This is a genomic window from Actinomadura kijaniata (assembly GCF_014138665.1).
GTDB classification, from domain to species: Bacteria; Actinomycetota; Actinomycetes; order Streptosporangiales; family Streptosporangiaceae; genus Spirillospora; species Spirillospora kijaniata.
Window position 1 is genome coordinate 1131788 of record NZ_JACJIA010000001.1, and the last position, 23159, is coordinate 1154946.

Below are 23159 nucleotides of genomic sequence, written 5' to 3' on the forward strand. Positions count from 1 at the left end.
GGCCCCTCAGCCGGTGACGCGCCGCGCGAGCAACTGGCCGGGCCATTCCCCGACCCGGAACCGCCGGACGGGCTCGAACCCGTGGCGCCGGTAGTACTCCACCAGCCGCCCGTCACCTCCGGCGTAGCAGTCGACGCGCACCAGCGAGACGTCCCGCTCCCCGGCCCGTCGCGCCGCATGCCGCAGCAGGGCGCCCCCGACCCCGCGCCCCTTGAAGGCCCGGTCGGTGACCAGCAGCGTCACGTACACCTCGGGCTCCCCGGCGGGCTCCACGTAGTCGTGCGGCCCCGCGGCCAGCGCGACGACGCCCGCCGCGCGCCCCTCGACCTCGGCGACCCAGACCTCGTCCCGCCCGACCAGCGCGGTGATGCGTTCGACCTTCGTCGGGTCCTCCGACCAGGGGCGCTCCCCCCACTGCCCGCTCCGCCCGTCGGCGACCAGCCACTCCACGGCCCCGTCGAGCATCCCGAGCACCACCGCCGCGTCCGCGTCCCCGCCCCGCCGGATCTCCATCTGACCACCCCTTCCCGGACCTCACGGTACGGCCCCGGGAACGGGAAACGCCCAGCGGCCGTGCCCCGGCGACAAACCGAAGGGACTTTCCGCTGGGCGGGTTATTCGGTTTCACCCGGCCACGATTCCGCGCGGCCGGGTTCCGTGCGAAGAGGCCGTCAGCGCGCCCTGCTGTAAACGTGGCGGACGCTGGCGCCGTTGGGGCCCGCGCTGTAGTAGGAGTCCCTGAACACGACGGCGCCGTCCTCGTCGACATAGGCCTGGCGAATGTGCAGACGGCTGCCGCCCGCGTCGGCCTTCATCCAGGAACGGCTGTATTCGGCGCCGGCGTGGGCCGCGGCGGGCACCGCGACGACGAGTCCGGCGGCGAGGCACGCGGTGAGGGCGGCGCGCCCGGGCTTGAAGCTCATGGAGGTCTCTTTCAGGAGGAGTGAACGGCTCACGTCATAGAGCGGTTCCGCCCCGCGAAGGGCGGAACCGCCTAAGGGTCATCCGGGAACGTCCGGGTGGGTCAGTCCGCGGCGCTGGTCACGCCCGACGACGTGGCCCCGTACGGGCCGGCGGTCTTGACCTTCTTGCTGTAGAAGACGCCGTCGTCCTTGTGGTGCTTGCCCTTGTGCTTGCCGTCGACGGCGCGGGAGACGACGGCGGCGGAGGTGGCGCCACCCGGCCCGGCCGCCTTGGTGCCCTGGCTGTGGTAGGTGTCGCCGGCCATGGCGGCGGGAGCGGTCATCGCCAGGCCGGCCGTGGCGAACCCGACGATGGCGAGCTTGTGCAGCGTTTTCATGTACCTGTTTCCCTCTCGTCCGCGTTAGACAGCGCGCAACGCGGTTGCGGTATCTGCATCGGACCGGCTCTCGGTGCTGCCGGACCGAAGTCGGCTTGCACGAACTTCATTACCCATCGGAGTCAAGTCAACACGGTGAGCGAGTAATAGTGACTTTGAATGATCATGGCCTTGAGCGGAGAAAGCATCCGCCGCGCTCTGGGCAGGTACTCCGCTCGCCCCCGCAATCGACCGATCGGCACTCTCCGTGCGCGTTTAACCGCACCGAGTGCCGGTCAGGGTAGGAACGTCGCCTCTCACCGGCACAGACCCATTCCACAGATAGGCAGAACATGCACCAGGCAAGTGACGACCCGAAGACGAGAGCGCCCCGGCCGCGCCCGGTGGCACGCACCGCGGCGACGGCCGCCGCGCTGGCGCTGGCCGCGACGCTGATGCCGAGCGCGTCGGCCGAACAGTCGGGCGCGCCCGGCGTCAAGCAGGTGGCCTGCGGCGACCTCGTGGGCGACGTCACGGCCCTGGCCAGGGCCTACCGCGCCGGCGGACACCACCGCCTGGGCGGCCGGTGCGCCTACACGCTCACCAAGCGCATGGGAAGGAACTCCGCCCTGCCCACCGTCACCAGGAACACCACCATCGAGGGGAACGGCGCCTCCATCACCTGGGCGGGCGACGAGGCCGTCAGGGCGATGTTCGACGTGGCCCCGGGCGCCCGCCTGACCATGTCCAACCTGAGGATCTCCCCGGGCGCGAACGGCGCGGCCCCCGCGGTGAACCTCGGCCGGGGCGCCGTGCTCTCCCTCACCGACAGCAGCGTCTCGGTCAGGATCACCTCCGCCGACCCCGCCCTGTCGTCCTCCCAGGCGGCGGTCACCGCCGCCGACGGCTCCTGCACCGCGAAGAGCACCTCGTTCGACTCCGGTCCCACCGACACGATCCTCTTCACGGGCCCGGAGGGGGCCGAGGTACCGGCACCGGCCGCCGTCAACCCGTTCATCGCCCCCTCGGACGACGACCCGACGGCCCCGTCCGGCGACACCTCGTGCGAGACCGCCAAGGGCAAGTCCGTCACCCTCATCACCAACTCGAAGGGCGCGACCAACACCACCACGACGAAGTGCTGCGCCACATCCGGCAACTGACCCCACCGGCACAAGACAGCTTGGTCCACCTCACTTCGACCTTTTCGGGCGTCTCCAGTGGTCCTCTCCCTTGCTCCCGCAGGTGGGAGAGGCATCGGCCACTCCACCCGAACGACGCGCACAACACCCGAAATAAGCCGTCCTCAGCGGTTCCCTAAGTGAGGGGTAGGGAGTGATCTTGTGGGGATCGAGGTGAGGAGGCTGACCTGCGACGTTCGTTGATCAGGGGAGCCAATCGGGGAGCCACGCCTACGCGGACCTGTCGGCCTTGCTCCCGAAGATGACGTTCATGTGCTCCGCACCTTCGCGGATCTCGGGGCGGAGTTGGTGACGGTAGATCGTCTCCGTGGTCTTGGTGTCACGGTGTCCGACGAGGACGCTGATCTTCTCGATCGGAACGCCCTGGTCGCTCATGATGGACACGAAGGTGTGCCGCAACTCGCGCGGACACCACTCCGCAGCGTTCAGGCCCGCCGCCGTCAGCACATGGCGGAAGCGGCGGCGGACCTGATGAGCGGCGTACGGACGGCCGTCCTCCTGGCAGAAGACGAGATCGTTGTCCTGGTACGCCTCTCCGGCCTTGAGCTTCTCCGCAGCCTGCCGAGTCCTGTGGGCGCGGAGAGCCTCAACGGCCATGTCGGCGACACCGAGCCCTCGGCGGCTCAGCCTCGTCTTGGTCTCGCCCTTGTGCCGGTCGGCACGCAGGACGTAGACGGTCGCCTTGTCGAGGTCGAGGGCGCTCCACCGCAGCGTGCGGAGTTCCTCGGTGCGCAGACCCGAGACGATCGCGAGGATCACGTACGCCCCGAGCCGGTGCGTGGGCTTGGCGGCCTCGGCGAGAACCGCTTTCGCCTGTTCGAGGCTGAGTGAGCGTGACGGGCGGCCGGGTTTGCCCTCTGGCGTGTCCACCAGTTCGGCGACGTTCCGGCCGACTTTGTCACGGCGCGCGGCACGGCGGATGGATCGCTTGAGGATGCTGTGAGCGATGCCCAGTGAGGACGTGGTCAGGTGCTCTGACCTCCCGTTGAGCCAGGTCTCGACGTCGTCCGCCGTGAGGTCTTCCAGGCGGATGCCGCCGATGAACGGGATGATCTGGTTGTCGATGAGGGAGCGATAGGTCTCGATCGTGTTCGGTGCCTTGCCGCTCTTGGAGAAGGCGGTGAGGAAGTCGGTGACGGCGTTCCGCAGGTAGTAGTGCGGATCGGGCTTCACACCTTCCTCAAGGTCCTTGACCGCCTTCTTGAGCTTGTCGGTGACTGCGGTCTTGGTGCGGCCCTTCCTCTTGAGCCGGTTGCGCTTGCCGTTGGGGCCGATGCCGAGTTCGAGGGCTCCGGTGTAGCCGTTGCCCTCCTTGTAGATCGACCCCTCGTACTTACCGATCAGGATCTTCGCCAAGGGATGGCTCCTCGTGCCGGTCGAGGTACTCCTTGATCGCTTTCCTGATGACCCATGACACGTCGCGTTCCTGCGAGGCGGCGTACGCGGTGAGGCGTTCCTTGAACGCCTTGTCCACGCGAACCGGGGGCAGGGTCGTCCTGTCGTCGGCCATGTGTGCGTCTCCTCTCGGTCGGTGCTGTGGTGAGTCTGCCGAGTCGAGAGCGCGCTCGCGTCGATGGAGTTATCAAGAAGCGCAGCCTCGGGGCCTTCCCCTGCGGGGCGCGCCCCGAGGCATCTGTAGAACAGCGTAGAACACTGTGCTACGCCGTCAAGGCTTCTCTTCGAGGGACGCGATAAACTCGGCCAGGTGCCGGTCGGTGATGCGGCGCAGCTTCCCGATCTTGATGCTGCGGAGACGGCCGGTGCGGATCAGCGAGTAGACCTTGTCGCGGCCGATCTGGAGGATCTCGGCGACCTGTTCGACGGTGTACGCCTGCATGATCACCTCCTTCTCCCGAGCGCGCTCGGGCGTGGCGTGGGGCGTGGCGATCATCTCCGTTCGTGACAGATCGTGATTGTCTACGTCTTCGTCTACGGTTCGTCTATCCGCCATACGTGCAGGCGCGCGCGTAGACGTAGACGTAGACAAGTCACCGAACGTGTTCGTGTGCGGCGCGCCAGCGGCCTCGCGAGACCTGGGTGACGCGGTCGGCGTCGGCGAGTTCGCGAAGCCGTTGGTAGATCCACGGACGGCTCATGCCGGTCGCCTTGACGAGGTGTGCGACGGGGATGCCCTCGTCCGGCGCGCCGGTCAGCAGCGTCCATAGAAGGTCTTCGGGAATGCTGTGCTGCTCTGCGTTGGATGGCGCGGTGGTCGGCTCATCGGAGGGCAGGGAGAGCCCCGCTTGTGCCTCCTCGATCGCCGTGCGCGAGACGTCATCCAGACAGGGCCGCATCTGCGCGTGCCGTTCGGCGGTGCGCGTCACGGTCTCGTCGGTGAGCAGGTAGGCGCGGGCACGGCGGGGCATGTCGTGCTCGGGTGCCGACAGCAGGAACTTGCCCGGGGCGTTGAGGATGTGAGCGTGCCACCCGGCGTTGAGCATGCCCTGCCCGAGGATGAGATCGACGTCCCGACGCTCCCGGACGCGGAAGCTGACCCGAACATCCATCTGCGAGCGGACCGCACCCTTGCCCATGGCCTTCTGCGTGGGCCGCTGCGTTGCGGCGATGAGGGTGACGGCGACGGCGCGTCCGCGTCGAGCAATGGAGTCGGCGTCCCCGATGCTGTCGGGAGCCTCCTCGGCGAGTTCGGCGTACTCGTCGATGACGACAACGAGTGCGGGCATGTCGGGGGTCGGTTCCCACACGCGCCGTCCCCGTGCGGCCAGGAAGGACGCACGCGCCTCCAGAACGGCCACAGCGTCGCGCAGCAGAACGCGCGCCTGTTCGGGGGTGGTGGCCAGACGGTCGATGCAGGACGCCCACGGCTGGAGTTCCATGCCGCGTTTGAGGTCGATCGCCCAGACCACCACGTCACGGCAGGCGGTGAGGTTGCCCATCAGGACGTTGATGCCGCCGCTCTTGCCCGAACCCGCCACGCCACCGATGAGGCCGTGACGGCGCAGGAGCAGCACACGCGCGGCCGTGGCGTCCTCGAACGGCCCCAGGTCGATCGGCTCGTTGATGGAGGATACCGACGGTCCGGGCCATGGGATGGCGTCGGCGTGCGGGTCGGTGTCCAGTACCCGTAGCTCGAAGCGGTTGGCCTTGTCGTCGCGCGTGGGGGAGACGCGCACCGCGCCCCGGAACGTCCCCAACGCTGACTCGATCGCGGGCACCTTCGCGATGACGTCGGCGATGGTCTGTCCACGTGCCAGCGCGAAGCGGGCGCGCCATCCCCACACGTCCACCACGGCCGACTGCACGTGCGAACCGGGCAGCCCGATCGCGTGGGCGATCTCTGGCCATGCCGAGAGCTGCCGATCGACGCGGACCTTGGCGCGTCGCCTGCGGTGCGCCCACCACGGCACGGCCAGTACGACCGTGCCGCCGATGAGCAGTTGCGGAAGCGGCTGGTAACCGATGCCGAGAGCGGTCACAGCAGCGAGCCAGCATCCCGCGCCCATGGCCACCGTGGCGGCGTAGAGGCGTTCGGCACGGCGGACGAAGCCGATGCGCTCACCGAACAGCGCGAGCGCCCACGCGGTGACCGTCGTAGCCGTCAGAAGGTACGGCCACCATTCGGCGTACGCGAGGTGCAGCGTCACGCCCACGGAGGCGAGCACGGCGGCCAGGTAGAAGGGCGCGACCTCGGACCGGTACCGCCACAGCACGCGGCCGATGAGCACCACGACCAGGTCGGGAAGCTGCTCGTTGCCGTTGATGACGATCATCGGCTGGAGCCCTTGGCGGCGCATCTTGCGGGCATGCCGCCGCATCTGCCGGGAGCGGGTCACGAGCGCCCCCACGGGTCCGGCGGAAGATGTCCCTGCGTGCGCAACTCGTCGCGCAGGTAGTACAGCGGGTCAGACTCGGCGTCACGGGCCGCGCCGAGCGTGGCGCGGCCCGCTGCGACGAGGTCGGCGTACCGGCGGCGCAGAGCGGCCGACTCGGCGCGTGACCGGCTGATCTCGGTGGTCAGGCGAGGGACGACGGCGAGCGCGTCGTAGACACGTGCCCAGAGGTGAGCGATGGACGGCATCGCCTCCGACAGCGCCGACACGATCTCGCGTGCGGCGAGGCTGTTGGCTCGCACCTCCCGAAGGTCAACGTTGGTGTACCGGGGGACGTCGGTCACTAGGCATCCCTCCTTCCGGTCGGGGTTCAGCGGCTCGACAGGTAGCCGACGACGGCGGCCACCAGGTGGCGGATCTCCGGGGCCACGCTGGTGGCGGCCAGGAAGAACCCGAACAGCAGGCAGACGAGGATGTGCCAGGCGCGCAGCCCCATGTAGCGCCAGGCGATCAGGACGATCGCGCCGAGGATCACCACCAGGGGCACGGAGACGGTCACGGGCGGGCTCACCTCCTTCGTTGGCGGGCGATCAGTTCCACAGGTCGGGGTGGCGGGAACCGGCGCGGCGGCGCTGCCAGCGGGCGCGGGCGCGGCACTTGCGGCAGCGGCGACCGGGGCGGTCGGTGCGGGCACCGCAGGCGCAGGAACAGGCGGTGATGACGACGGGCATGCGCATGGTCATCGCCCCGCCTTCACGCGCTCGGTGCGGGCGTTGGCGCTCTGCGTGCTCAGCATGCGGCGCGAGGCCGAACCGGCGAGGGAGGACGAGGAGCCGGGGCGGGAGTGGCGACGCTCCTCGGCGTGGATGCCGATGACCAACATCGCGAAGATGCCGCAGACGGAACCGGCGAGGAAGACGGCGATGAGGGCGGCCAGGACCAGGATCATGGGGTGATCCCTCCTCTCGTAAGGCCCGTGTCCGGCGGGGGCGGCTCGGGCGGTCGGTGTGCCTTACGAGATCGAGAATGCGCCTGGCTTACAGGACGGGATCACTACATGACTGGACCTGTTCAGGACGTCCCTCGTAGGGTGGGACGTCCCTGAGACGTCCCCAGGTCCCGGACGGGTGAATGCCGAACGAACGCCTGCGCGCTGCGCTGTACACCAAAGGGCTCACCGTGCATGCGCTCGCCGAGAAGGTGGGCGTCGATCCCAAGACCGTCGAACGCTGGATCACCCAGGACCGCCAGCCCTACCGGCGTACGCGTCTAGCGGTGGCTTCGGCGCTGGACACCGACGAGACGTACCTGTGGCCGGAAGCCCTGACCAAGGAACAGGTCGTCTCAGCGTCCAGTAGCGAGATCGTCACGATCTACCCGCACCGCTGGGCCGTCCCAAGGGACGCATGGGGACGTCTGTTCGCCGAGGCGCAGAATGAGATCGGCATCCTGGTCTACAGCGGTCTGTTCCTCGCCGAGGACAACGGCGTTCAACGCCTCCTCGCCGACAAGGCCCGCGCAGGGGTCAAGGTGCGCATCCTCCTCGGCGACCCGGACTCGTCCCAGGTGGCCGAACGCGGGGTTGACGAGGGCATCGGCGAGTCGATGGCGGCCAAGGTCCGAGGCGTGATCGCGCTCTACAAGCCGCTTCGCGCGGTCGAAGGCGTCGAGTTCCGCCTGCACAGCACCGTGCTCTACAACTCGATCTACTTCGCCGATGACGAGGTGTTCGTCAACACCCATGTCTACGGCGTTCCGGCGTCCAACGCGCCGTTCTGGCACCTACGGAAGATTCCGGGTGGCGAGATCGTCACCACGTACTTGGACAGCTTCGAACGTGTCTGGGAATCAGCCAAGCCACTACCACGGGGGGAATGAACGCATGGGACGCAGGATCGACTACTACGACGACCCGGACGCGCCCAAGGCCAACAGCCTCGTCCCGTCCGTCAATGTCGTCGTCACCAACGACAACGGTGAGATCCTCATGATCCGCCGCACCGACAACGACAACTGGGCCGTCCCTGGAGGAGCGATCGATCTCGGCGAGTCGATCGCAGAGGCAGGCATCCGGGAGACCAAGGAAGAGACCGGGATCGATATTGAGATCACGGGCTTGATCGGCCTGTACAGCGATCCCAAACACGTCATCCACTACACCAGCAACGACGAGGTGCGGCAGGAGTTCTCGATCCTGTTGACAGCTCGCCCAGTTGGCGGGACACCGCGCCTTAGCGACGAGTCACGCGAAGTCACTTGGGTTCCAGCGGAAGAGGCAATCAAAAGACACATGGATCGCTCAATGCGTCTTCGCATCGAGCATTTCGTGGAAGGGTGCGAGAAGCCTATCATTTCCTAGCTTTTTAATGCCGTACAAAAGTTGTCGTCTGCAATATAGAAGCGATGTCCGAAATTCAAGTTTCGGATGTTCCGTAAAAGCTAAAGTAGTGAATTGGGTTGCGTAGGGCAGGGGTGGGCGGCATTCTTCGACCATGCCTCCTTCCCGTGGCCCCTCCTATGAAGGGCCAGAGCGAGACCGTCACCTTTCACCTGATGAGCCCTCTCCTTCGCCTGGGCCCGAAGTGCAGTCAACTCAAGGGCGGATCGCTCCATCGAACAGCAGTCCACGCGAAATGCCCGAAGACGCCTCCGGCAAGGAATCTCACTTTAAATTTTGGCTGGGCATAGCCATTGTGCCGTCATTGATTGCTGCTGCCGCTATCATCGCGCAATTTGTAATTGCCCCACTGCAAGAGGTGCGTGGCGAGAAGGAGAAGCAAGCAGAAGAGGCGCGGCAGCTCTCCAAAAAAGGGGCACTTCATGTAAAAGTTGAAGAGTCATGGAATAATGACACTGATATTACGTGGCTCTTTTATAAGCCTTTGTCTAGAGAAGGTGTGGAGGAATTCAATAAGCTCCCGGTAAGTTCTTTTGAGGGTATTAAGAAGTTTGCAGAGTCACACTCTGGGCAGAGGGTTGGGTTTCATTGCACTGGAGCTACTTGTGACGCATCCAAGACTCGATTCAAGCTCCGGCTGACGGGACATCGTCAGCGTCCAGTCCAAATAACTCAAATGAGCGCTCGAATTATTAAGAAGAGTGAGCCTCCCAGGGGGGCCCGTATAGACGGGCCCTCTGCCGGTCTGGAGGATGTGCAAGCAGGGATAGTCTTCCTGGACTCGGAGGACCTGCGCTTGAAGGCGCTACGCGAAGATGGGACTATCGGGCGGCCCCTTTTTGACGAGAAGTTTGTTTATGTCGAGCGTGGGGAGCCGGTAGTGTTTGAAATATTTGCGGCGAGTAGAAGTAGTGCTTTTGAATGGGAGATTCAATTGGATCTACTTGTGGAGGGGAAGGCAGAAAGGCTGACTGTGCGCAGTGATGGCACTCCTAATGGCAAGCCCTTTCGGACGCCGGGGCGCATACACTCTCCCTCCAGGTATGGCGTATATGGCAGCTGTGAAATAACTTCGCCTGTGGCGACTTGCAAAGCAGCAAAGGTGGGCTAGGCTTAAGAAATTGCCAAACGCTTTCCGCTTGAATATTTCTTTAAAATGGCTCAGCTGATAGCAGCTTTTTATAAACGATATTTGTACTCTTCGTCAGGTAGTTGCTTGATTTCTTGATGGAGCGTGTCACAAGATGATCGTCCCCATAGCGAGAGAAGATCTCAGCAAGGCGTTCCTCTACAGGAAGCCGTTCCCCGCCTGGGCTGGTGGTCATATCGCAGTAGATCAGCGACTCGATCAGTTCTGGCGGAGCGTCACCGAACTCGGATGTTAGGACGTCGGCAAGGCCGCGTTCGCGGGCCTCAACTACGGCGCATGAGTGGTGGGCGACGAGACGGCACAGGTGTTCGTCGGCATGGTGAACGTCACGTAGGTAGCGGGCTCCGTCGAGGGGGTGGAAGCCCGTGACGGCCAAGTCGGGGGCGTAGCCGACATCGTGTAGCCATGCGGCGGCCTCAAGGAGGTCGGCGCGGTCACCGAGGATGGGGGCGAGGGTGCGGGCTTGGCGTGCGACGCCTTGTGTGTGCGCCCACCTGCGGGGGAGCGGCGTTTCGAGGTGCTGTCGTGCGATCTCGCGTGCCCACTTGGCGATGTTGTCCATGTCCTCGACGCTACGGGCACGGTGGCGAACATCCACGGACGTTAGAGGATCATCTAGGGACGTCTTGGCAGGACGAACCGTCCCTTGCCTTGGATGGTCTCCACCAAGCCCTCGGCTTCCAGGTTCGCGAACGCCTGGCGTGCGGTGAAGCGAGTCACGCCGTAGCGCTTGCTGACACGCGTTTCGCTGGGGAGCCGGTCACCAGGTGCAAGCGTTCCCTCTTCGATCTGTGCACGTAGCTCCGCCGCTATGCGCGCATGCGCGGGGCGTGGGATGTCTTGGGCTGAGGCTCCGGGGGTGTTCACGAAGCGGCCGACGCCGTTGATTGTGGTGATCAGTTGTTCGGCTTCGAGGGCTGCCAAGGCGCGTCGCAGCGTGTTGCGGCTGACCTTGAACTCGTCGCAGAGGGCAGCCTCGGAGGGGAAGCGAGCACCGGGGGTGTAGGTGCCCCTAGTGAGGCGTTCTTGCAGGATGGCGGTGATGCGCAGGTGCACGCCCCACGTCTTGTGGGTCATTGGTCCCCTCGGGAAACGTGAGCGGGGCTCGGAACGGAGGTTCCGAGCCCCGTGTGTCGGTAGGACTTGGATCAGTCGAGGTCCACGAAGAACCTGATGAGCCGCTTCGTGAGTCCGCGCTTGTGCCTGCCGCAGGGGGCGCGCAGGAGCGGTGTGGGGGGCACGGTGGGGCAGGATGTGATCTCTGCGGGGGGTTCCGGAAGATCGGTCAACCACCCCATCGCACCGGTCTGGGGATGCCACTCCGTTTGACGGGGTGGACGGGACGGCCAGCGCTGGCGACGGTGTTGTCCGGGCGGGCGAGGCATCAGCGGTCCGCTTGCTGCTTGGGCGTCAGGCTGTCCTTGATGCGCACGACGGCGTCAGCGATCCGGTCGGCCTCAATGATCGGGTCGCCGGACGAGGTGAAGAACCACAGGTGTCCGCCGTCCCGATCGAACGGACGGCACGTGATCGTGTCGGACAGCACGGGGTTGTCCTCGCAGCAGCCGGGCGCTTCGATGTTGCGGACGGTCAGGCCGTTGCGCCTCAAGCTGGTGCTGAGGTGCTGGCCCCGGAGCTGTGCGGCGAGCGTCGCCAGTCGGGCATGCGCGGGATCGGTGGTCGCGACGGTGGCGGGCCTGGCGTCGGTCTCGCTGGGGCGGTCGATGGACATGACGCCTCCTTGGCGACGAGGTCATGGGCAGGGGACTTGGCGGGACGGGCCTGGCGGGAAGTCGCGCCTTGGCCGTGTGCTTCGAGCCTCGTCTCACCTGCGGGACCTCTCCAGCGGCACCTAGGGACGTCTAGGGACGTCTTCTGTTAACGTCGCGGGTGACACAGACTCCGGGAGGTCCGGGTGAACGACCTGTTGCGCCGTGCTCTCGCCGATGCCGACCTGACCGAGGAGGACGTGGCCGCTCGCATCGGCATTGACCTCAAGACCGTGCGTCGGTGGGTAGCTGGTCGCATGCCCTATCCCCGGAACCGTCGGGCGCTTGCTGGTCTCCTCGGTGCCGATGAGGCTGATCTGTGGCCGCAAGCCGCGTTGCCCCGTGTCCCGCTTCCCGAGCCTCCCGCACTGGAAATCCTCGCGACCTACCCGCACCGCTGGGCCGTTCCCCGAAGCGTCTGGCAACAGCACTTCGAGAGCGCTGGACGCGAGATCGGCATCCTGGCGTATGCGGGACTCTTCCTCGCAGAGGACACCGGGCTTCTCCGTGTCCTCCTGGACAAGGCACGTGAGGGTGTCGGCGTTCGCGTTCTTCTTGGTGACCCGGAGGGTTCCCACGTCTCCGTGCGTGGAGCTGACGAGGGCGTAGGCGAGTCGCTTGCCGCCAAGATCCGTAATGCCCTCGTGCTCTACCGGCCACTCTGCGACGTCGAGTCTGTCGAGATCCGCCTTCACGACACGGTGCTCTACAACTCGATCTACCTCGCCGACGAGGACCTTCTCGTCAACCCGCATGCCTACGGCGTCACGGCATCTCACGCGCCCGTCATGCGCCTACGGCACGTTCGGGATAGTGACATGGCCAGCGTCTATCTCGACAGCTTCGAGCGTGTCTGGACTGGCGCAAATCCCTTGTGTGGCTGATAGATATTTCGGTGGGATTCTGTCGAACTTTGATGGCGGCCTTCCTGGATTTAGTTAGCGAAGTGACTAAGGCGAGCCTTGGCTGTGCAGTAGGGGTTGCTCTGAGCTCCCCAGCTGTCATCCAGTGGCTCTAGCAGTTGCCGCTTGAAAACGACTAGAGCCGTCAGCGGATTGCGCGTACCATCATGGTGGGCGCACAGAAGACCTACGGGCACCTCGACCTGTCGTCATCTTCTCATGAGAATTGGAGTATCTGATGCGAGAACTCGATTCAGCTGGCTTCTTCTGGTTGCCCAGTCATGACGACGACCGTTTGGCTGGCAGATTGACATACAGTCCCAATGGTGTTCTTAGTCTGACTTTGATTGGCTCTTTTGAAAATTCACTACCAGTAGGTGACACTAGGATTTTTGGCGTTATCGAATCCGGCGAAGTAACTCTGCTTGATTGCTTCTCTACAAGAGAGTGGCACGGATCTCACGGCATTAGTGAGAGTGTTTTTCGTGCCAATTCAATGCTGCTTGGTCTCCTCTCTAGTCCTGAGCCAGAATTCCTCTCCGTCACTGTTAGGTTTAGTGATCTCGATAGCTGGATCGGGCGCACACCCTTTGACGATCATGACTTGCGCGATCTGGGTGCATGGGAAAGGGAAGCTGTGGTTAAGGTCCGCCCCCTGGATGATGTCACAAGTTCCTTTTCTCGTGGCGATGTTACAGTTAGGGGCGTTTGGAATTATCGCGACAGAAGCATCTCCGGCATCACCTTGTATCAGCAGCATTGCATCATCATCGCCTATGAGTCACTGACTCCCTTGGCAGAGATAATCAAAGATGTCGGGCGTCTGGAGAGTTTTATTACTCTTTGTGTCGATTTTTCGATTGACCTTGATGAATTTATTGTCCGGCGTCCGGACGTCAAAGTTCAAATGCTGTCCGGCGAAGACGTCTCAGCTCAACGTAAGATCGAATATCGAGCTCCTCGCCTGAAGTATCGTCCCCAGTCTGAGCGTAAAGAGCGAAACTCTTTTGAGTTTCTACTTTCGTTTGACGAGGCCGGCGGTGCGACGGCTTTGGCGCGCTGGCTAGACGCCTCTGTTCGGTTCCAGCGGGCACTGGACTCGTGTATGAGTACTCGCTATGCAGAAAGAATGTATGCGGAGAATAGATTTCTGAACATCACGTACGCCGCAGAGGCGTTTCATAGAATCACCCAAGGTGGAACCTATATGGACCAGGAAGAATACGATAGGCTGATGGCTGCCTATCTGGAGATGACTCCTGATGACCGAAAACCATGGTTCCTGGGCCGCATGGGATATGGAAATGATGCGCCGTTGCCCAAGCGTCTAAGGTCACTGGCTGTCATCTCCAAAGAGGTCACCAGACCCCTTATTGGCCGAGAGGGCCGCTGGGCTCAAACCATTGCTCAAGTTCGAAATGAACTCACCCATCTTGGAGAAGGGCCGTCCAAAATCGGCGGCAGTGATCTCTATTATTTGTCAGAATCTGTTTTTGCAGTCCTGCGTGTTTGCATGCTGGTGGAATCTGGAATATCTACTTCTGTGCTAGCCGTAAAGGGTTCCACTTATCCAGTGGCCTGGCATTCTGAAAAGATTAAAGAATCGGTGCAGAGTGTGAGAGAAAAGCTCGGCCTGGCGAGTGATAGGAAGTAGTGACTGTGCTTGCTTGATAGCCCCAGGAAGCGAGAGGCCCCGCCGAACCTTCGGGTTCGGCGGGGCCTCTGTTCAGGGCTACTCGGTGAGTTCCTCGCGCCAGACTCGAACGAGCGGGTCGTCCCCGTCGTGGTCGGTGGCGAGGCGTTCGGCGAGCATCATGGCGGTGATCGCCTGGTTATAGGTCAACGGAGTCGGCCACGTGGTGGCGTGCCAGGCTCCATCGACGCGAACGGCTACGGCGATGACCAGGCCCTTGGCCGTGGCCTTCATGTGGTCTTCGTTGATTTCGATCATGGGGGTCTCCCTCCTGCGGGAGGGGAGCCAGGGAGCCGAAACGGGGAGCCAACGCCAGTCGGCCTAGTCCGACTGAGGTCGACTGTCCCGGACGGCTCCGCTGGCCCTCTCCCTGTGTTTGTGCAGGTGAGTGGCCCACCGATCGACTCTCCCGGACGGTCGCGGACGTTGCCGGAATAAGCCGTCCTCAGCGCTTCCCTAAGTGAGGGTTAAAGGGCTTCTCGGGGGTGGGGTGGCGGCTTAGCGTTCTTGGTGTCAGCAACGCAGAGCTACGGCGGAGGTACTGGCTGGAGAGTTGAGCGAACGTCGGCTGAGGGTCCGACTGAGGTTCCTGATTGAGACAGGTGACCGGCCCGCATGGCTCCGCTACCCCGCTCTGGAGCTATGCGGGCCGGTCGCTGTGCAGGGCGCCGTGCAGGAGGGTGCGGAACGCGTCGGCCGTGCCCGCCGCCGAGGCGTCGCCGGTGGCCAGGCGGCGGACCGCCAGGCCGTAGAGCATCGCCACCACGGCGGGGGCGTGCCGGTCGGGGTCGGGGATGTCCAGGGCCGTGAGGATGGTCGTCGCCAGGCGGTCGTAGGCGTCCACCGAGCGGATCGCGGTGGGCTGGACGTCGGGGTCGCGGGCCGCGTGGAGGTGGAGCTCCAGGTTCGCGATCTGCTCGGGGCCGTAGGCGAACTCGATGATCGCCTTCTCCACCTCGTCGGCGGCCCGGTCGGGGGTGATGCCGGCGTCGGTCAGGCGCGTGATGTGCGACCGGATGCGCTCGATCTCGGTGTCCACGAACGCCTGGAGGGCCTCGCGGAGCAGGTCGGTCTGGCTGGGGAAGTGGTAGGTCAGCGAGCCCAGCGAGACCTCGGCGGCCTTCGCCACGGCGCGGTTGGTCACGGCGCCGATGCCCTGCTCGCCGATGAGGCGCAGGGTGGCCTGGAGGATGCGGTCGCGGGGTGCGGTGCTCACCGGATCCAGTCTTCCCCATCGCGGCCGGGATCGGTATCGTTCGTTCGAACGAACGATACCGTGGCGGTGGGATCTCATGGACGATCTGGGACTTGCGGGGCAGGCGGCGGGGCTGGCCGAGGGGGCGTTCTCCAGCCGGGAGCTGGTGGAGCACTCGTTGCGGAGGATCGAGGAACGCGAGGACCTCGGCGCCTTCCGGGTGGTGCTGGCCGAGGCCGCGCTGGCCGAGGCGGAGCGGGCGGACCGGCGGCTGGCGGCGGGGGACCGGCTGCCCCTGCTGGGCGTGCCGGTCGCGATCAAGGACGACACCGACCTGGCGGGGGAGACCACGCCGTTCGCGGTGCGGGGACGGCATCGGCCGGCGGCGGAGGACGCCGAGCAGGTGCGGCGGCTGCGGGCGGCCGGGGCGGTCATCGTGGGGAAGACCACGACGTGCGAGATCGGGCTGTGGCCGTTCAGCGAGTCGGTGGGGTTCGGGTGCGCCCGCAACCCGTGGAACCCCGAGTACACGCCCGGCGGCTCCAGCGGGGGGTCGGCCGCCGCCGTGGCGGCGGGGATGGTCGCGGCCGCCGTCGGGTCGGACGGGGCCGGGTCGATCCGGATCCCCTCGGCCTGGACGGGGCTGGTCGGGATCAAGCCGCAGCGGGGCAGGGTCTCGGGCTTCCCCCGGCGGGACCCGTTCCACGGGCTGACGGTCTGGGGGCCCATCGCGCGCAGCGTGGAGGACGCGGCGCTGCTCCTGGACGTGCTCAGCGGGAGCCATCCCGAGGACGCCCACCGGCTCGACCCGGCGCGGACGCCGTTCGCCGCGGCGGCCGGGAGGGAGCCCGGGCGGCTGCGGATCGCGGTGTCGTTCCGGACCGCGTTCGGGGTCAGCGGGCGGCTCGACCCGGAGATCCGGGCGGCCGTGGAACGGCTCGCCCGGCGGCTCACCGAGCTGGGGCACAAGGTCTTCCCGGCCGACCCGGACTACGGGCCCATCGTGCTGGGGCTCGTGCCGCGGGGGACGGCCGGCGTCGCCGAGTGGCTGGACTCCATGCCCGAGGCCGAGCCCGAGCCCCGGACCGAGGCCGAGGCGATGATCGGACGGGTCGTCGGGCGGCGGCTGCTGCCGCTGGCCAGGAGGATGGACCCCTACCTGCGCGGAAGGGTCGGCAGGATCTTCCGGTACGCCGACGTCGTGCTGACGCCCACGACGGCCCGGCTTCCGCTGAGGGTCGGCGCGTTCGACGGGGCCGGGTACCAGAGGACCCAGTCGGGGGTGGCCGCCGCCTGCCCGTACGCGTGGACCTGGAACGTGCTCGGCTGGCCCGGCGTGAACGTCCCCGCCGGGCTCAGCGAGAGCGGGCTGCCCATCGGCGCGCAGCTGCTCGGGCACGACTCGGACGAGGCCACGCTCATCTCGCTGGCCGCGCAGCTGGAGGCCGCCGAGGGCTGGACCGAACGCCGCGCGTTCTAGGCGGTGTTCCAGAGCCCTGGCCTACGGCGCTCGCCCTGGGGCTCGCTTCTTACCAGGTCTCGGCGAGCGCGGCATCGCTTCGCGATCTGACCTGCGGGCCCTCGCCTTCGGCTGCGGGCCCGCAGGTCAGGTGACGCGCTCGCGTGGCGGGGTCCACTTCACGCAGGCTCTAGTACCCCGAGCCGGTGACCAGTCCTCCGTCGACCAGGACCTCGCTGCCCGTGCAGTAGGAGGACTCGTCGGAGGCCAGGTACACCACCAGGCCCGTCACCTCCTCGGTCCTGCCGAGGCGGCGGAGCGGGAGGCCCTCGATCAGCGCCTCGGCGCGGGACGCCGTCGCCTCGATCACGTCCTGCTGCATGGACATCGAGGTGATGATCCCGCCGGGGTGGATCGAGTTGACGCGGATGGCGTGCTGGCCGAGTTCGCGGGCGGCGGCCTTGGTGAGGCCCCGCACGCCGAACTTGCTGGCGCTGTAGGCGGCCAGGCCGGACGCGCCGATGAAGCCCTCGGTGGAGGAGACGTTGACGATCGAGCCGCCGCCCGCCTCGCGCATGGCGCCGGTCACCGACTTGACGCCCAGCCACTGGCCGACGAGGTTCACCTCGATGATCTGGCGGCACTCGTCGAGGGTCATCTCCTCGATGGTCCTGTGGCGCAGGATGCCGGCGTTGTTGACCAGGACGTGCAGCGCGCCGTAGGTACCGGTCGCCGTGTCGACGGCGCGCCGCCAGTCGTCCGGGTCGGTGACGTCCATCCGCACGAAGCGCGCGGCGTCGCCGAGGTCGGCCGCCAGCTTGGCCCCCTCCTCCTCCAGGACGTCCCCGAAGACGACCCTGGCCCCCTCGGCGACGAAGCGCCGGACATGGGCCTTGCCCATGCCCCGCGCGCCGCCGGTGATCAACGCCACCTTGCCGTCAAGCCGACCCATGAACGCTCCTCACGTGCCTCTTCGCGGCGGCCACCGCCACCGCGGCGGCCTCCATGCCCCGGTAGACCGGCACCCCGGCCTCCCGGGCGGTCTCCCGCACGGCGTCCTCCACGCCGGGTGGCGCGCACTCGGCGTTGCGGACCACCAGCGTGACGCGGGTGCCGGGCCGGGAGCGCTGGAGTTCGCCGACGCTGCGGGCGTAGGCCAGCAGCGGGTCGGCGCTGTCGCCGAACGTGAAGAAGCTCTGCACGTTGACGTGCGCGACGACGTCGGCGAACGGCCGTTCGGCGAGGATCGCCGCGACCGCGTTCCGGACCAGGTCGGGATCGCCCCGGGGACCGACCGGGATCTCCAGGGGGTTGGCCAGGGAGCTGCCGGCCCCCAGCCCCATCGCGCGCAGCGCCTCGCGGGCGGCGTCCGGCAGGGGCGCCAGCTCCAGCCCGGCGTCGTCGAACGCGTCGGCCGCCAGCACGCTGGCCCCGCCGCTCGGGCCGATCACCAGCACGTCGCCGGTGCCGGGCGCGGGGCGTCCCCCGTGCAGGTCGAACAGGTCCAGCACGCCGATCAGGTCGTCCTGGGAGGTGACCAGGGAGATCCCGGCCTGGGCCGCCAGCGCCGACCAGACGCGGGCGTCACTGATCATCCCGCCGGTGTGCGAGGCCGCGGCCCTCCGGCCCTGGCCGCTGCGCCCGCCGACCAGCGCCACCACCGGCTTGTCCACCGCGCGCAGCGCCTCGTACAGGCCCCGGCCGTCGCGCGGGTCCTCCAGGTAGAGGCCGATCGCGCTGGTGCCGGGGTCGGCGGCCAGGTGGCGCACCAGCTCGGCCGGGGTGACGTCGGCGCTGTTGCCGACCGTCGCGACCCTGGAGAACGCCAGCCCGCGCCGCTCCCCGACCTTGATGACCTCCCCGGCCAGGCCGCCGCTCTGCGACACCACGGCGACGCGGCCGGGCCGTCCCGGGGTCCCGCCGATGAACGTCTGGCCGCCCGCCGGGGAGTACACGCCCATGCAGTTGGGCCCGAGGAGGCGCACGCCCGCCGAGCGCGCGGCGTCCAGCAGGTCCGCTTCCCGTTCGGGGTGGCCCATCTCCCGGAAGCCGCCGCTCATGACCTGGACGAACGGGATCCCCCGCGCCTCCCGCACCACGTCGGCGCAGCGTTCGGCGGGGACGGCGACCAGCGCGTAGTCGACGTCCGGGCCCGCCTCGGCCAGCGACGGCACGCACGGCACCCCGTCGATCTCCGGGGCGGTCGGGTGCACCGCGACCAGGCGGCCCTTGAAACCGGCGGCCCGGTAGAAGCCGAGGAACATGTTCCCGAAGTTGGGCTTCCTGGTGGACGCGCCCACCACCGCGACGCCGCGCGGCGCGAACAGCCGCGTGAAGTCGGTGACCGGGGCGGGCGCGGACGGGACGGGGGCGGGCGGCTCCAGGCCGGTCGCGCCGACCAGCCGCGCGTCCACCGCGACCGCGCCGTCCGGGCCGCAGATCACCGGGTTCAGCTCGAACTCGGTGAACCCGTCCCCCAGGGCGGTGACCATGTCGCTCACCGCCAGCAGCACCTTGACCAGCGCGCCCTTGTCGACCGGGGGCCGGCCGCGGAGCCCGTCCAGCAGCGCCCCGCCGCGCAGCTCCTCCAGCATCGCCCACGCGTCGGCCTCGGTGATCGGCGCGAGCCGCAGCGCGGTGTCGCGCAGCACCTCGGTGAACACGCCGCCGAGCCCGACCAGCAGCACCGGCCCGAACGCCGGGTCGCGCACCGCCCCGACGATCACCTCGACGCCCGCCGGGGCCTGCTCCTCGACCAGGAACCCGTCGGGGACGATGCCGCGCGCGGCCAGGGAGTCCAGCATCCCGGCGGCCGCGGCGGCGGCGGCCGCGGCGGAGCCGAGCCCGAGGCGCACGGCCCCGGCGTCGCTCTTGTGGAGCAGCCCGGGACCGTACGCCTTGACCACCAGCGGCGGGGCCAGGCCGGCGGCGGCCGCCTCCAGCTCGGCGTGGGCGGTGGCGGTCGCGCCGCGCGGCACGGCCACCCCGAACCCGGCGATCCACGCCTTGACGGCGTGCTCGGGGAGGGGAGTGCTCATCGGGTCCCTCAGACCTGGTCGGCGTAGGCGTCGCGGATGCCGCGCCGCAGCAGCTTGCCGGGGCCGCCGGAGGCGTCCTGGGTGTGCGGCAGCTCGTCGGCGACCACGACCGCGTCGGGGACCTGGTGCGCGGGCAGCCGCCGCGCCAGCGCCGCCCTGACCGCCTCGGCGTCCAGCGCCGCGCCGGACCTCGGCACCACGGCCAGCAGGATCCTCTGCTCGACGGCGTCCTGCCCCTCGGGGTGCGCCGGAACGCCGACCGCGCCCGCCTCCGCGACGCCCTCGACCTCGATCGCCGCCTCCTCGATCTGGACCGGCTGCGACCACTGCCCGCCCTTGAGGATGGCGTCCTCGCGGCGGCCCAGCACGTACAGGAAGCCGTTCTCGTCCATGCGGCCGAGGTCGCCGCCCACGTACCAGCCGTCGCGCAGCACGTCGGCGGTCCTGTCGGGCAGCCGGTCGTACCCGGCCATGACGTTGGGGCCGGTCAGGTTGATCTCACCGACCTCGCCCACGACGCGCTCGCCGTTCGGGTCGGTGACGCGGACCGCGCACGACATGCGGGCGCGGCCGACCGAGGAGATGTCCTGGCTGCCGTCGTCCTGGCGGCCGAAGCAGGTGTAGGGGGCCTCGGTCTGCCCGTAGTAGCTGTAGATCGCCGCGCCGGGCAGCCGCTTCATGATGCGTTCGCGCAGGCCGGGCAGCAGGGGCTCGCCGCCCAGCACGATCGCCCTGAGCGACGACAGGTCGGCGTCGGCGTGGTCGTCGCCGCCGAGCAGCGCCGAGAAGAAGCTCGGGATCAGGCTGACGTGGGTGACCCTCTCGCGCGGCACGACCTTCAGGAAGTTGGCCGGGCCCCAGTCCTGCTCCAGCACCAGCGTCATGCCCGCGTAGAACGCCGGGCCGACCAGCGCCGGGAACCCGATGCCCCAGATGATCGCGCCGGTGCCCATGACGGAGTCGGCGTCGCGGTCCACGTCCAGCCAGATCTGCGCGGTGGCCAGCGAGGAGAGGTGGGTGTGCATGACGGCCTTGGGCAGGCCGGTGGTGCCGGAGGTGTAGAACAGCGCGAGCAGGTCGTCGCCGTGGCCGCCGAGCGGCGGCTCGGCCTCGCCCGCGCCCTCGGCCAGCGCGTCCAGGTCGACGGCGTCGGGGGCCGCGCCGCCGACGCGCAGCCACAGCTTGACGCTGGGCAGGTGCGGGCGGATCTCGTCGACCAGGCCCGCCACCGTCGCGTCGTACACGAACGCGGTGCACTCGGAGTGCTCGACGACCTGCCGCAGCGTGTCGGCGGGCCAGTAGGGGTTGAGCGCGGCGACGATCGAGCCGATCTTCATCTGGGCGAGGTAGACCTGCGCGACGTGCAGGGTCTCGTTCATCAGCGACGCCACCCGCGTGCCCGGCGCGACCCCGGCCGCCAGCAGCGCGTGCGCGACGCGGTTGACCTTCCGGTTGAGCTGGTCGTAGGTGAAGCTCTGCTCGCCGCAGTAGGTCAGCGCCACCTTGTCGGGGGTGCGCAGCGCGTTCGCGGTGAGGATGGCGTAGGCGTAGTTGCTGAAGGGGGAGTTGTCTCGCGCCACGGCTCGGCTCCTTCGTCTGACCGGCTGGGTGGTGGTGGCGGGGGGGGGGCTACTTGCGGCGGGCGTAGAGCACGAACGGGTTGCCCGCCGGGTCGCGCAGCACCGCGCGGACCTCGTGCGGTCCCTCCTCGGGGCCGCGCACCAGCGTCGCCCCGGCGCCGGTCAGCCGGGCGACGGCCGCGGCGACGTCCTCGACCCGGAACGACGCGGCGGGCGCGCCCCCGGTCACGTCCTCCTCCGGCCCGGCCAGCGCGAACGTCACCCCGCCGCCGTCCAGGGCCGCGAACCGGCCCCCGTCCTGGAACTTCACGGTCAGGCCGAGCCCGTCGCGATAGAAGCGCACGGCCTGCTCGATGTCTTCGACGGGATACAGGATGTTGCCTACATCGGTCATGGCGCCGCCTGGTCTGGACTGGGGAGTGTGAAGATCGGGAGCTTGCGAGCGATCGTGTGAGCGACGAGGGAAGACCCGGCGTCCCAGCGCCGGGGCCAGCCGCGCGGAGGCGCGGCGATGGACAGGGTCATGACGCGGGCCTCCAGTGGGGGAGCGGGCCGAAGCCTTCCAGGTCGGTGAAGTGGACCTCCACCGGCATGCCGATCCGCACGCGTTCGGGCGGGCAGCCGGTGACGTCGCCGAAGACCCGGGCCCCTTCGGGGAGGTCGATCCAGGCCACGGTGTAGGGGGTCGCGAAACCGGGCAGGAAGGACCGGTGCACGACGGTGAACGTGTGCACCGTCCCGCGCCCGCCGACCCGTTCGAACGCCAGCTCGGCGCTCTCGCAGAACGGGCAGGTCGGCTCGGGGAAGTGCACGAACCGTCCGCAACCGGCGCACCGCTGGAGCGCCAGTTCGCCGCGGCGGCACGCCTCCCAGTAGGGCGCGGTGAGCGGGGTGGGGACGGGGGCGGGGCTCGGGTGGTCCATCGCGAGCCAACCTAGCGCACGCTTGGTTTTGCGACAAGGTCCGGACCCGGCCCCCGCCGGGCGGCCCTACGGGGAGGCGGCCAGCGCGTCCCGCGACAGTCGGTCGGCGCGCCGCGTGGTCTCCGGCAGCCGGTAGTCGGGCGCGAGCGCCAGCACGTGGCGGCACGCGGTGTCCAGGTCGATCCGGTGCCCCACCGACACGAACACCGGCTTCACGCCGTCGCGGGTCCGCAGCACCCGCCCGACGACCTCACCGCCGTCCACCAGGGGGCCGGCGTCGCCGCGCCGCGCGCCGGGCGTCTCGTGGGAGCCGACGAACCCGGTCTTGGCGACCCCGATCGTCGGCAGCCCGGTCAGCACCCCCAGATGGCAGGCCAGCCCGAACCGGCGCGGGTGCGCCACCCCGTACCCGTCGCACACCAGCAGGTCGGGCGTGACCGTCAGCCGCCGCAGCGCCGCCACCAGCGTCGGCAGCTCCCGGAACGCGAACAGCCCCGGCACGTACGGGAACGCCGCCGTCCCCGTCACCACCGACTCCTCGACCACCTCCAGGGTGCGCGCGTCCAGCACGACCACCGCCGCCGCGAGCCGCGCGCCCGTCCCGCCGCCGTCGCCCGCGTACGAGACGTCGAGCCCCGCGACCGTCCGCAACGCCTGGGGCCCCGGCTCCTCCAGGTCCAGCGACGGCCGCAGCCGGTCCTGGATCGCCTCCGCCTCGGCCACCGTCGCGGGCCACTCGTGCAGGTCGCGTACCTCCATGGACCGGCACGTTACCGCCAC

Annotated in this window: 29 protein-coding genes; 7 read left to right on the top strand and 22 right to left on the bottom strand. The window is 68.0% G+C overall.

What is annotated here, in order from left to right; all coding sequences use genetic code 11:
• Window positions 1-6: 6 nt before the first annotated feature.
• The 3 genes from HNR61_RS05420 to HNR61_RS05430 all read right to left on the bottom strand — a co-directional run bounded on the left by HNR61_RS05420 (window position 7) and on the right by HNR61_RS05430 (window position 1300).
• Entirely contained in the window at window positions 7-513 is a 507-nt protein-coding gene (locus HNR61_RS05420; protein ID WP_182841907.1) for a GNAT family N-acetyltransferase, read from the bottom strand.
• A gap of 158 nt (window positions 514-671) precedes the next feature.
• Window positions 672-923 (bottom strand): hypothetical protein, encoded by a 252-nt coding sequence (locus HNR61_RS05425; protein WP_182841908.1) that lies wholly within the window; start codon window positions 921-923, stop codon window positions 672-674.
• A 101-nt stretch (window positions 924-1024) separates the two neighbouring features.
• Window positions 1025-1300, bottom strand: coding sequence for a hypothetical protein (locus HNR61_RS05430; RefSeq protein WP_182841909.1), 276 nt, complete (start codon window positions 1298-1300; stop codon window positions 1025-1027).
• 383 nt (window positions 1301-1683) lie between these two features.
• On the opposite strand from HNR61_RS05430, the gene HNR61_RS05435 reads away from it, so the two are divergent.
• A complete protein-coding gene (locus tag HNR61_RS05435; RefSeq protein WP_182841910.1) occupies window positions 1684-2442 on the top strand; it encodes a hypothetical protein in 759 nt (252 codons plus the stop codon).
• 249 nt (window positions 2443-2691) lie between these two features.
• Here the strand turns inward: HNR61_RS05435 and HNR61_RS05440 are convergent, their stop codons facing one another.
• From HNR61_RS05440 to HNR61_RS05475, 8 genes are all read right to left on the bottom strand, one after another.
• On the bottom strand, window positions 2692-3837 hold the full coding sequence (locus tag HNR61_RS05440) for a site-specific integrase (protein WP_182841911.1): 1146 nt from the start codon (window positions 3835-3837) through the stop codon (window positions 2692-2694).
• On the bottom strand, window positions 3815-3991 hold the full coding sequence (locus HNR61_RS05445) for a CopG family ribbon-helix-helix protein (RefSeq protein WP_182841912.1): 177 nt from the start codon (window positions 3989-3991) through the stop codon (window positions 3815-3817). The genes HNR61_RS05440 and HNR61_RS05445 overlap by 23 nt, the downstream gene beginning before the upstream one ends.
• A 156-nt stretch (window positions 3992-4147) precedes the next feature.
• The gene (locus HNR61_RS05450) at window positions 4148-4318 is read right to left on the bottom strand and encodes a helix-turn-helix domain-containing protein (protein WP_182842313.1); all 171 of its coding nucleotides are present in this window, start codon (window positions 4316-4318) and stop codon (window positions 4148-4150) included.
• A 151-nt stretch (window positions 4319-4469) separates the two neighbouring features.
• On the bottom strand, window positions 4470-6212 hold the full coding sequence (locus HNR61_RS05455) for an FtsK/SpoIIIE domain-containing protein (protein WP_246441960.1): 1743 nt from the start codon (window positions 6210-6212) through the stop codon (window positions 4470-4472).
• 59 nt (window positions 6213-6271) lie between these two features.
• Complete coding sequence (locus HNR61_RS05460; RefSeq protein WP_182841914.1) at window positions 6272-6574, bottom strand: hypothetical protein; 303 nt, start codon at window positions 6572-6574, stop codon at window positions 6272-6274.
• 68 nt (window positions 6575-6642) lie between these two features.
• On the bottom strand, window positions 6643-6831 hold the full coding sequence (locus HNR61_RS05465; RefSeq protein WP_182841915.1) for a hypothetical protein: 189 nt from the start codon (window positions 6829-6831) through the stop codon (window positions 6643-6645).
• A 31-nt stretch (window positions 6832-6862) separates the two neighbouring features.
• Window positions 6863-7015 carry a hypothetical protein gene (locus HNR61_RS05470; RefSeq protein ID WP_182841916.1) on the bottom strand — a complete coding sequence of 51 codons (153 nt, stop codon included), beginning with the start codon at window positions 7013-7015 and terminating at the stop codon, window positions 6863-6865.
• A complete protein-coding gene (locus HNR61_RS05475) occupies window positions 7012-7221 on the bottom strand; it encodes a hypothetical protein (protein ID WP_182841917.1) in 210 nt (69 codons plus the stop codon). The genes HNR61_RS05470 and HNR61_RS05475 overlap by 4 nt, the downstream gene beginning before the upstream one ends.
• A 182-nt stretch (window positions 7222-7403) precedes the next feature.
• Here HNR61_RS05475 and HNR61_RS05480 point away from each other — a divergent pair, with 182 nt between their 5' ends.
• The 3 genes from HNR61_RS05480 to HNR61_RS05490 all read left to right on the top strand — a co-directional run bounded on the left by HNR61_RS05480 (window position 7404) and on the right by HNR61_RS05490 (window position 9781).
• The gene (locus HNR61_RS05480; RefSeq protein WP_182841918.1) at window positions 7404-8150 is read left to right on the top strand and encodes a helix-turn-helix domain-containing protein; all 747 of its coding nucleotides are present in this window, start codon (window positions 7404-7406) and stop codon (window positions 8148-8150) included.
• A gap of 4 nt (window positions 8151-8154) precedes the next feature.
• Window positions 8155-8631, top strand: coding sequence for an NUDIX domain-containing protein (locus HNR61_RS05485; RefSeq protein WP_182841919.1), 477 nt, complete (start codon window positions 8155-8157; stop codon window positions 8629-8631).
• Window positions 8632-8905: 274 nt separating this feature from the next.
• Window positions 8906-9781: a hypothetical protein gene (locus tag HNR61_RS05490; RefSeq protein ID WP_182841920.1), complete on the top strand. Its 876-nt coding sequence runs from the start codon at window positions 8906-8908 to the stop codon at window positions 9779-9781.
• A gap of 40 nt (window positions 9782-9821) precedes the next feature.
• Here HNR61_RS05490 and HNR61_RS05495 read toward each other — a convergent pair whose 3' ends face one another.
• The 3 genes from HNR61_RS05495 to HNR61_RS05505 form a co-directional block, all read right to left on the bottom strand.
• Entirely contained in the window at window positions 9822-10382 is a 561-nt protein-coding gene (locus HNR61_RS05495; RefSeq protein WP_182841921.1) for an HD domain-containing protein, read from the bottom strand.
• 53 nt (window positions 10383-10435) lie between these two features.
• The gene (locus tag HNR61_RS05500; protein ID WP_182841922.1) at window positions 10436-10897 is read right to left on the bottom strand and encodes a GntR family transcriptional regulator; all 462 of its coding nucleotides are present in this window, start codon (window positions 10895-10897) and stop codon (window positions 10436-10438) included.
• A 307-nt stretch (window positions 10898-11204) separates the two neighbouring features.
• Window positions 11205-11552 (bottom strand): hypothetical protein, encoded by a 348-nt coding sequence (locus HNR61_RS05505; protein WP_182841923.1) that lies wholly within the window; start codon window positions 11550-11552, stop codon window positions 11205-11207.
• 183 nt (window positions 11553-11735) lie between these two features.
• On the opposite strand from HNR61_RS05505, the gene HNR61_RS05510 reads away from it, so the two are divergent.
• Entirely contained in the window at window positions 11736-12473 is a 738-nt protein-coding gene (locus tag HNR61_RS05510) for a helix-turn-helix domain-containing protein (protein ID WP_182841924.1), read from the top strand.
• 256 nt (window positions 12474-12729) lie between these two features.
• Window positions 12730-14145 (top strand): ApeA N-terminal domain 1-containing protein, encoded by a 1416-nt coding sequence (locus tag HNR61_RS05515; RefSeq protein WP_182841925.1) that lies wholly within the window; start codon window positions 12730-12732, stop codon window positions 14143-14145.
• Window positions 14146-14223: 78 nt separating this feature from the next.
• Here HNR61_RS05515 and HNR61_RS05520 read toward each other — a convergent pair whose 3' ends face one another.
• Together HNR61_RS05520 and HNR61_RS05525 are read right to left on the bottom strand one after the other, a co-directional pair.
• Window positions 14224-14442, bottom strand: a complete 219-nt coding sequence (locus tag HNR61_RS05520) for a hypothetical protein (RefSeq protein WP_182841926.1) — start codon at window positions 14440-14442, stop codon at window positions 14224-14226.
• Window positions 14443-14824: 382 nt separating this feature from the next.
• Entirely contained in the window at window positions 14825-15400 is a 576-nt protein-coding gene (locus tag HNR61_RS05525) for a TetR/AcrR family transcriptional regulator (RefSeq protein WP_312897778.1), read from the bottom strand.
• A gap of 76 nt (window positions 15401-15476) precedes the next feature.
• On the opposite strand from HNR61_RS05525, the gene HNR61_RS05530 reads away from it, so the two are divergent.
• Complete coding sequence (locus tag HNR61_RS05530; protein ID WP_182841928.1) at window positions 15477-16859, top strand: amidase; 1383 nt, start codon at window positions 15477-15479, stop codon at window positions 16857-16859.
• Between the two features lie 169 nt (window positions 16860-17028).
• Here HNR61_RS05530 and HNR61_RS05535 read toward each other — a convergent pair whose 3' ends face one another.
• The 6 genes from HNR61_RS05535 to nfi all read right to left on the bottom strand — a co-directional run bounded on the left by HNR61_RS05535 (window position 17029) and on the right by nfi (window position 23138).
• Entirely contained in the window at window positions 17029-17790 is a 762-nt protein-coding gene (locus HNR61_RS05535) for a glucose 1-dehydrogenase (protein ID WP_182841929.1), read from the bottom strand.
• Window positions 17777-19876 carry an acetate--CoA ligase family protein gene (locus HNR61_RS05540; RefSeq protein ID WP_182841930.1) on the bottom strand — a complete coding sequence of 700 codons (2100 nt, stop codon included), beginning with the start codon at window positions 19874-19876 and terminating at the stop codon, window positions 17777-17779. Before HNR61_RS05540 ends, HNR61_RS05535 begins: the two co-directional genes overlap by 14 nt.
• Window positions 19877-19884: 8 nt before the next feature.
• Window positions 19885-21456, bottom strand: a complete 1572-nt coding sequence (locus HNR61_RS05545) for a class I adenylate-forming enzyme family protein (protein ID WP_182841931.1) — start codon at window positions 21454-21456, stop codon at window positions 19885-19887.
• Window positions 21457-21505: 49 nt separating this feature from the next.
• On the bottom strand, window positions 21506-21850 hold the full coding sequence (locus HNR61_RS05550) for a VOC family protein (protein WP_182841932.1): 345 nt from the start codon (window positions 21848-21850) through the stop codon (window positions 21506-21508).
• A gap of 127 nt (window positions 21851-21977) precedes the next feature.
• On the bottom strand, window positions 21978-22379 hold the full coding sequence (locus HNR61_RS05555) for a Zn-ribbon domain-containing OB-fold protein (RefSeq protein WP_182841933.1): 402 nt from the start codon (window positions 22377-22379) through the stop codon (window positions 21978-21980).
• 66 nt (window positions 22380-22445) lie between these two features.
• On the bottom strand, window positions 22446-23138 hold the full coding sequence (gene nfi / locus HNR61_RS05560) for a deoxyribonuclease V (protein WP_182841934.1): 693 nt from the start codon (window positions 23136-23138) through the stop codon (window positions 22446-22448).
• Between the last annotated feature and the right edge of the window lie 21 nt (window positions 23139-23159).

What these genes read in the sequence shown, in the direction of transcription:
- HNR61_RS05500 (WP_182841922.1), bottom strand. Translation starts at nt 10,897, where the DNA reads ATGACCCACAAGACGTGGGGCGTGCACCTGCGCATCACCGCCATCCTG.
- HNR61_RS05445 (WP_182841912.1), bottom strand. Translation starts at nt 3,991, where the DNA reads ATGGCCGACGACAGGACGACCCTGCCCCCGGTTCGCGTGGACAAGGCG.
- HNR61_RS05455 (WP_246441960.1), bottom strand. Translation starts at nt 6,212, where the DNA reads ATGATCGTCATCAACGGCAACGAGCAGCTTCCCGACCTGGTCGTGGTG.
- HNR61_RS05520 (WP_182841926.1), bottom strand. Translation starts at nt 14,442, where the DNA reads ATGATCGAAATCAACGAAGACCACATGAAGGCCACGGCCAAGGGCCTG.
- HNR61_RS05535 (WP_182841929.1), bottom strand. Translation starts at nt 17,790, where the DNA reads ATGGGTCGGCTTGACGGCAAGGTGGCGTTGATCACCGGCGGCGCGCGG.
- HNR61_RS05425 (WP_182841908.1), bottom strand. Translation starts at nt 923, where the DNA reads ATGAGCTTCAAGCCCGGGCGCGCCGCCCTCACCGCGTGCCTCGCCGCC.
- HNR61_RS05480 (WP_182841918.1), top strand. Translation starts at nt 7,404, where the DNA reads ATGCCGAACGAACGCCTGCGCGCTGCGCTGTACACCAAAGGGCTCACC.
- HNR61_RS05540 (WP_182841930.1), bottom strand. Translation starts at nt 19,876, where the DNA reads ATGAGCACTCCCCTCCCCGAGCACGCCGTCAAGGCGTGGATCGCCGGG.
- HNR61_RS05555 (WP_182841933.1), bottom strand. Translation starts at nt 22,379, where the DNA reads ATGGACCACCCGAGCCCCGCCCCCGTCCCCACCCCGCTCACCGCGCCC.
- HNR61_RS05450 (WP_182842313.1), bottom strand. Translation starts at nt 4,318, where the DNA reads ATGCAGGCGTACACCGTCGAACAGGTCGCCGAGATCCTCCAGATCGGC.
- HNR61_RS05505 (WP_182841923.1), bottom strand. Translation starts at nt 11,552, where the DNA reads ATGTCCATCGACCGCCCCAGCGAGACCGACGCCAGGCCCGCCACCGTC.
- HNR61_RS05495 (WP_182841921.1), bottom strand. Translation starts at nt 10,382, where the DNA reads ATGGACAACATCGCCAAGTGGGCACGCGAGATCGCACGACAGCACCTC.
- HNR61_RS05490 (WP_182841920.1), top strand. Translation starts at nt 8,906, where the DNA reads ATGCCCGAAGACGCCTCCGGCAAGGAATCTCACTTTAAATTTTGGCTG.
- HNR61_RS05530 (WP_182841928.1), top strand. Translation starts at nt 15,477, where the DNA reads ATGGACGATCTGGGACTTGCGGGGCAGGCGGCGGGGCTGGCCGAGGGG.
- HNR61_RS05475 (WP_182841917.1), bottom strand. Translation starts at nt 7,221, where the DNA reads ATGATCCTGGTCCTGGCCGCCCTCATCGCCGTCTTCCTCGCCGGTTCC.
- HNR61_RS05550 (WP_182841932.1), bottom strand. Translation starts at nt 21,850, where the DNA reads ATGACCGATGTAGGCAACATCCTGTATCCCGTCGAAGACATCGAGCAG.
- HNR61_RS05430 (WP_182841909.1), bottom strand. Translation starts at nt 1,300, where the DNA reads ATGAAAACGCTGCACAAGCTCGCCATCGTCGGGTTCGCCACGGCCGGC.
- HNR61_RS05485 (WP_182841919.1), top strand. Translation starts at nt 8,155, where the DNA reads ATGGGACGCAGGATCGACTACTACGACGACCCGGACGCGCCCAAGGCC.
- HNR61_RS05515 (WP_182841925.1), top strand. Translation starts at nt 12,730, where the DNA reads ATGCGAGAACTCGATTCAGCTGGCTTCTTCTGGTTGCCCAGTCATGAC.
- HNR61_RS05420 (WP_182841907.1), bottom strand. Translation starts at nt 513, where the DNA reads ATGGAGATCCGGCGGGGCGGGGACGCGGACGCGGCGGTGGTGCTCGGG.
- HNR61_RS05470 (WP_182841916.1), bottom strand. Translation starts at nt 7,015, where the DNA reads ATGACCATGCGCATGCCCGTCGTCATCACCGCCTGTTCCTGCGCCTGC.
- nfi (WP_182841934.1), bottom strand. Translation starts at nt 23,138, where the DNA reads ATGGAGGTACGCGACCTGCACGAGTGGCCCGCGACGGTGGCCGAGGCG.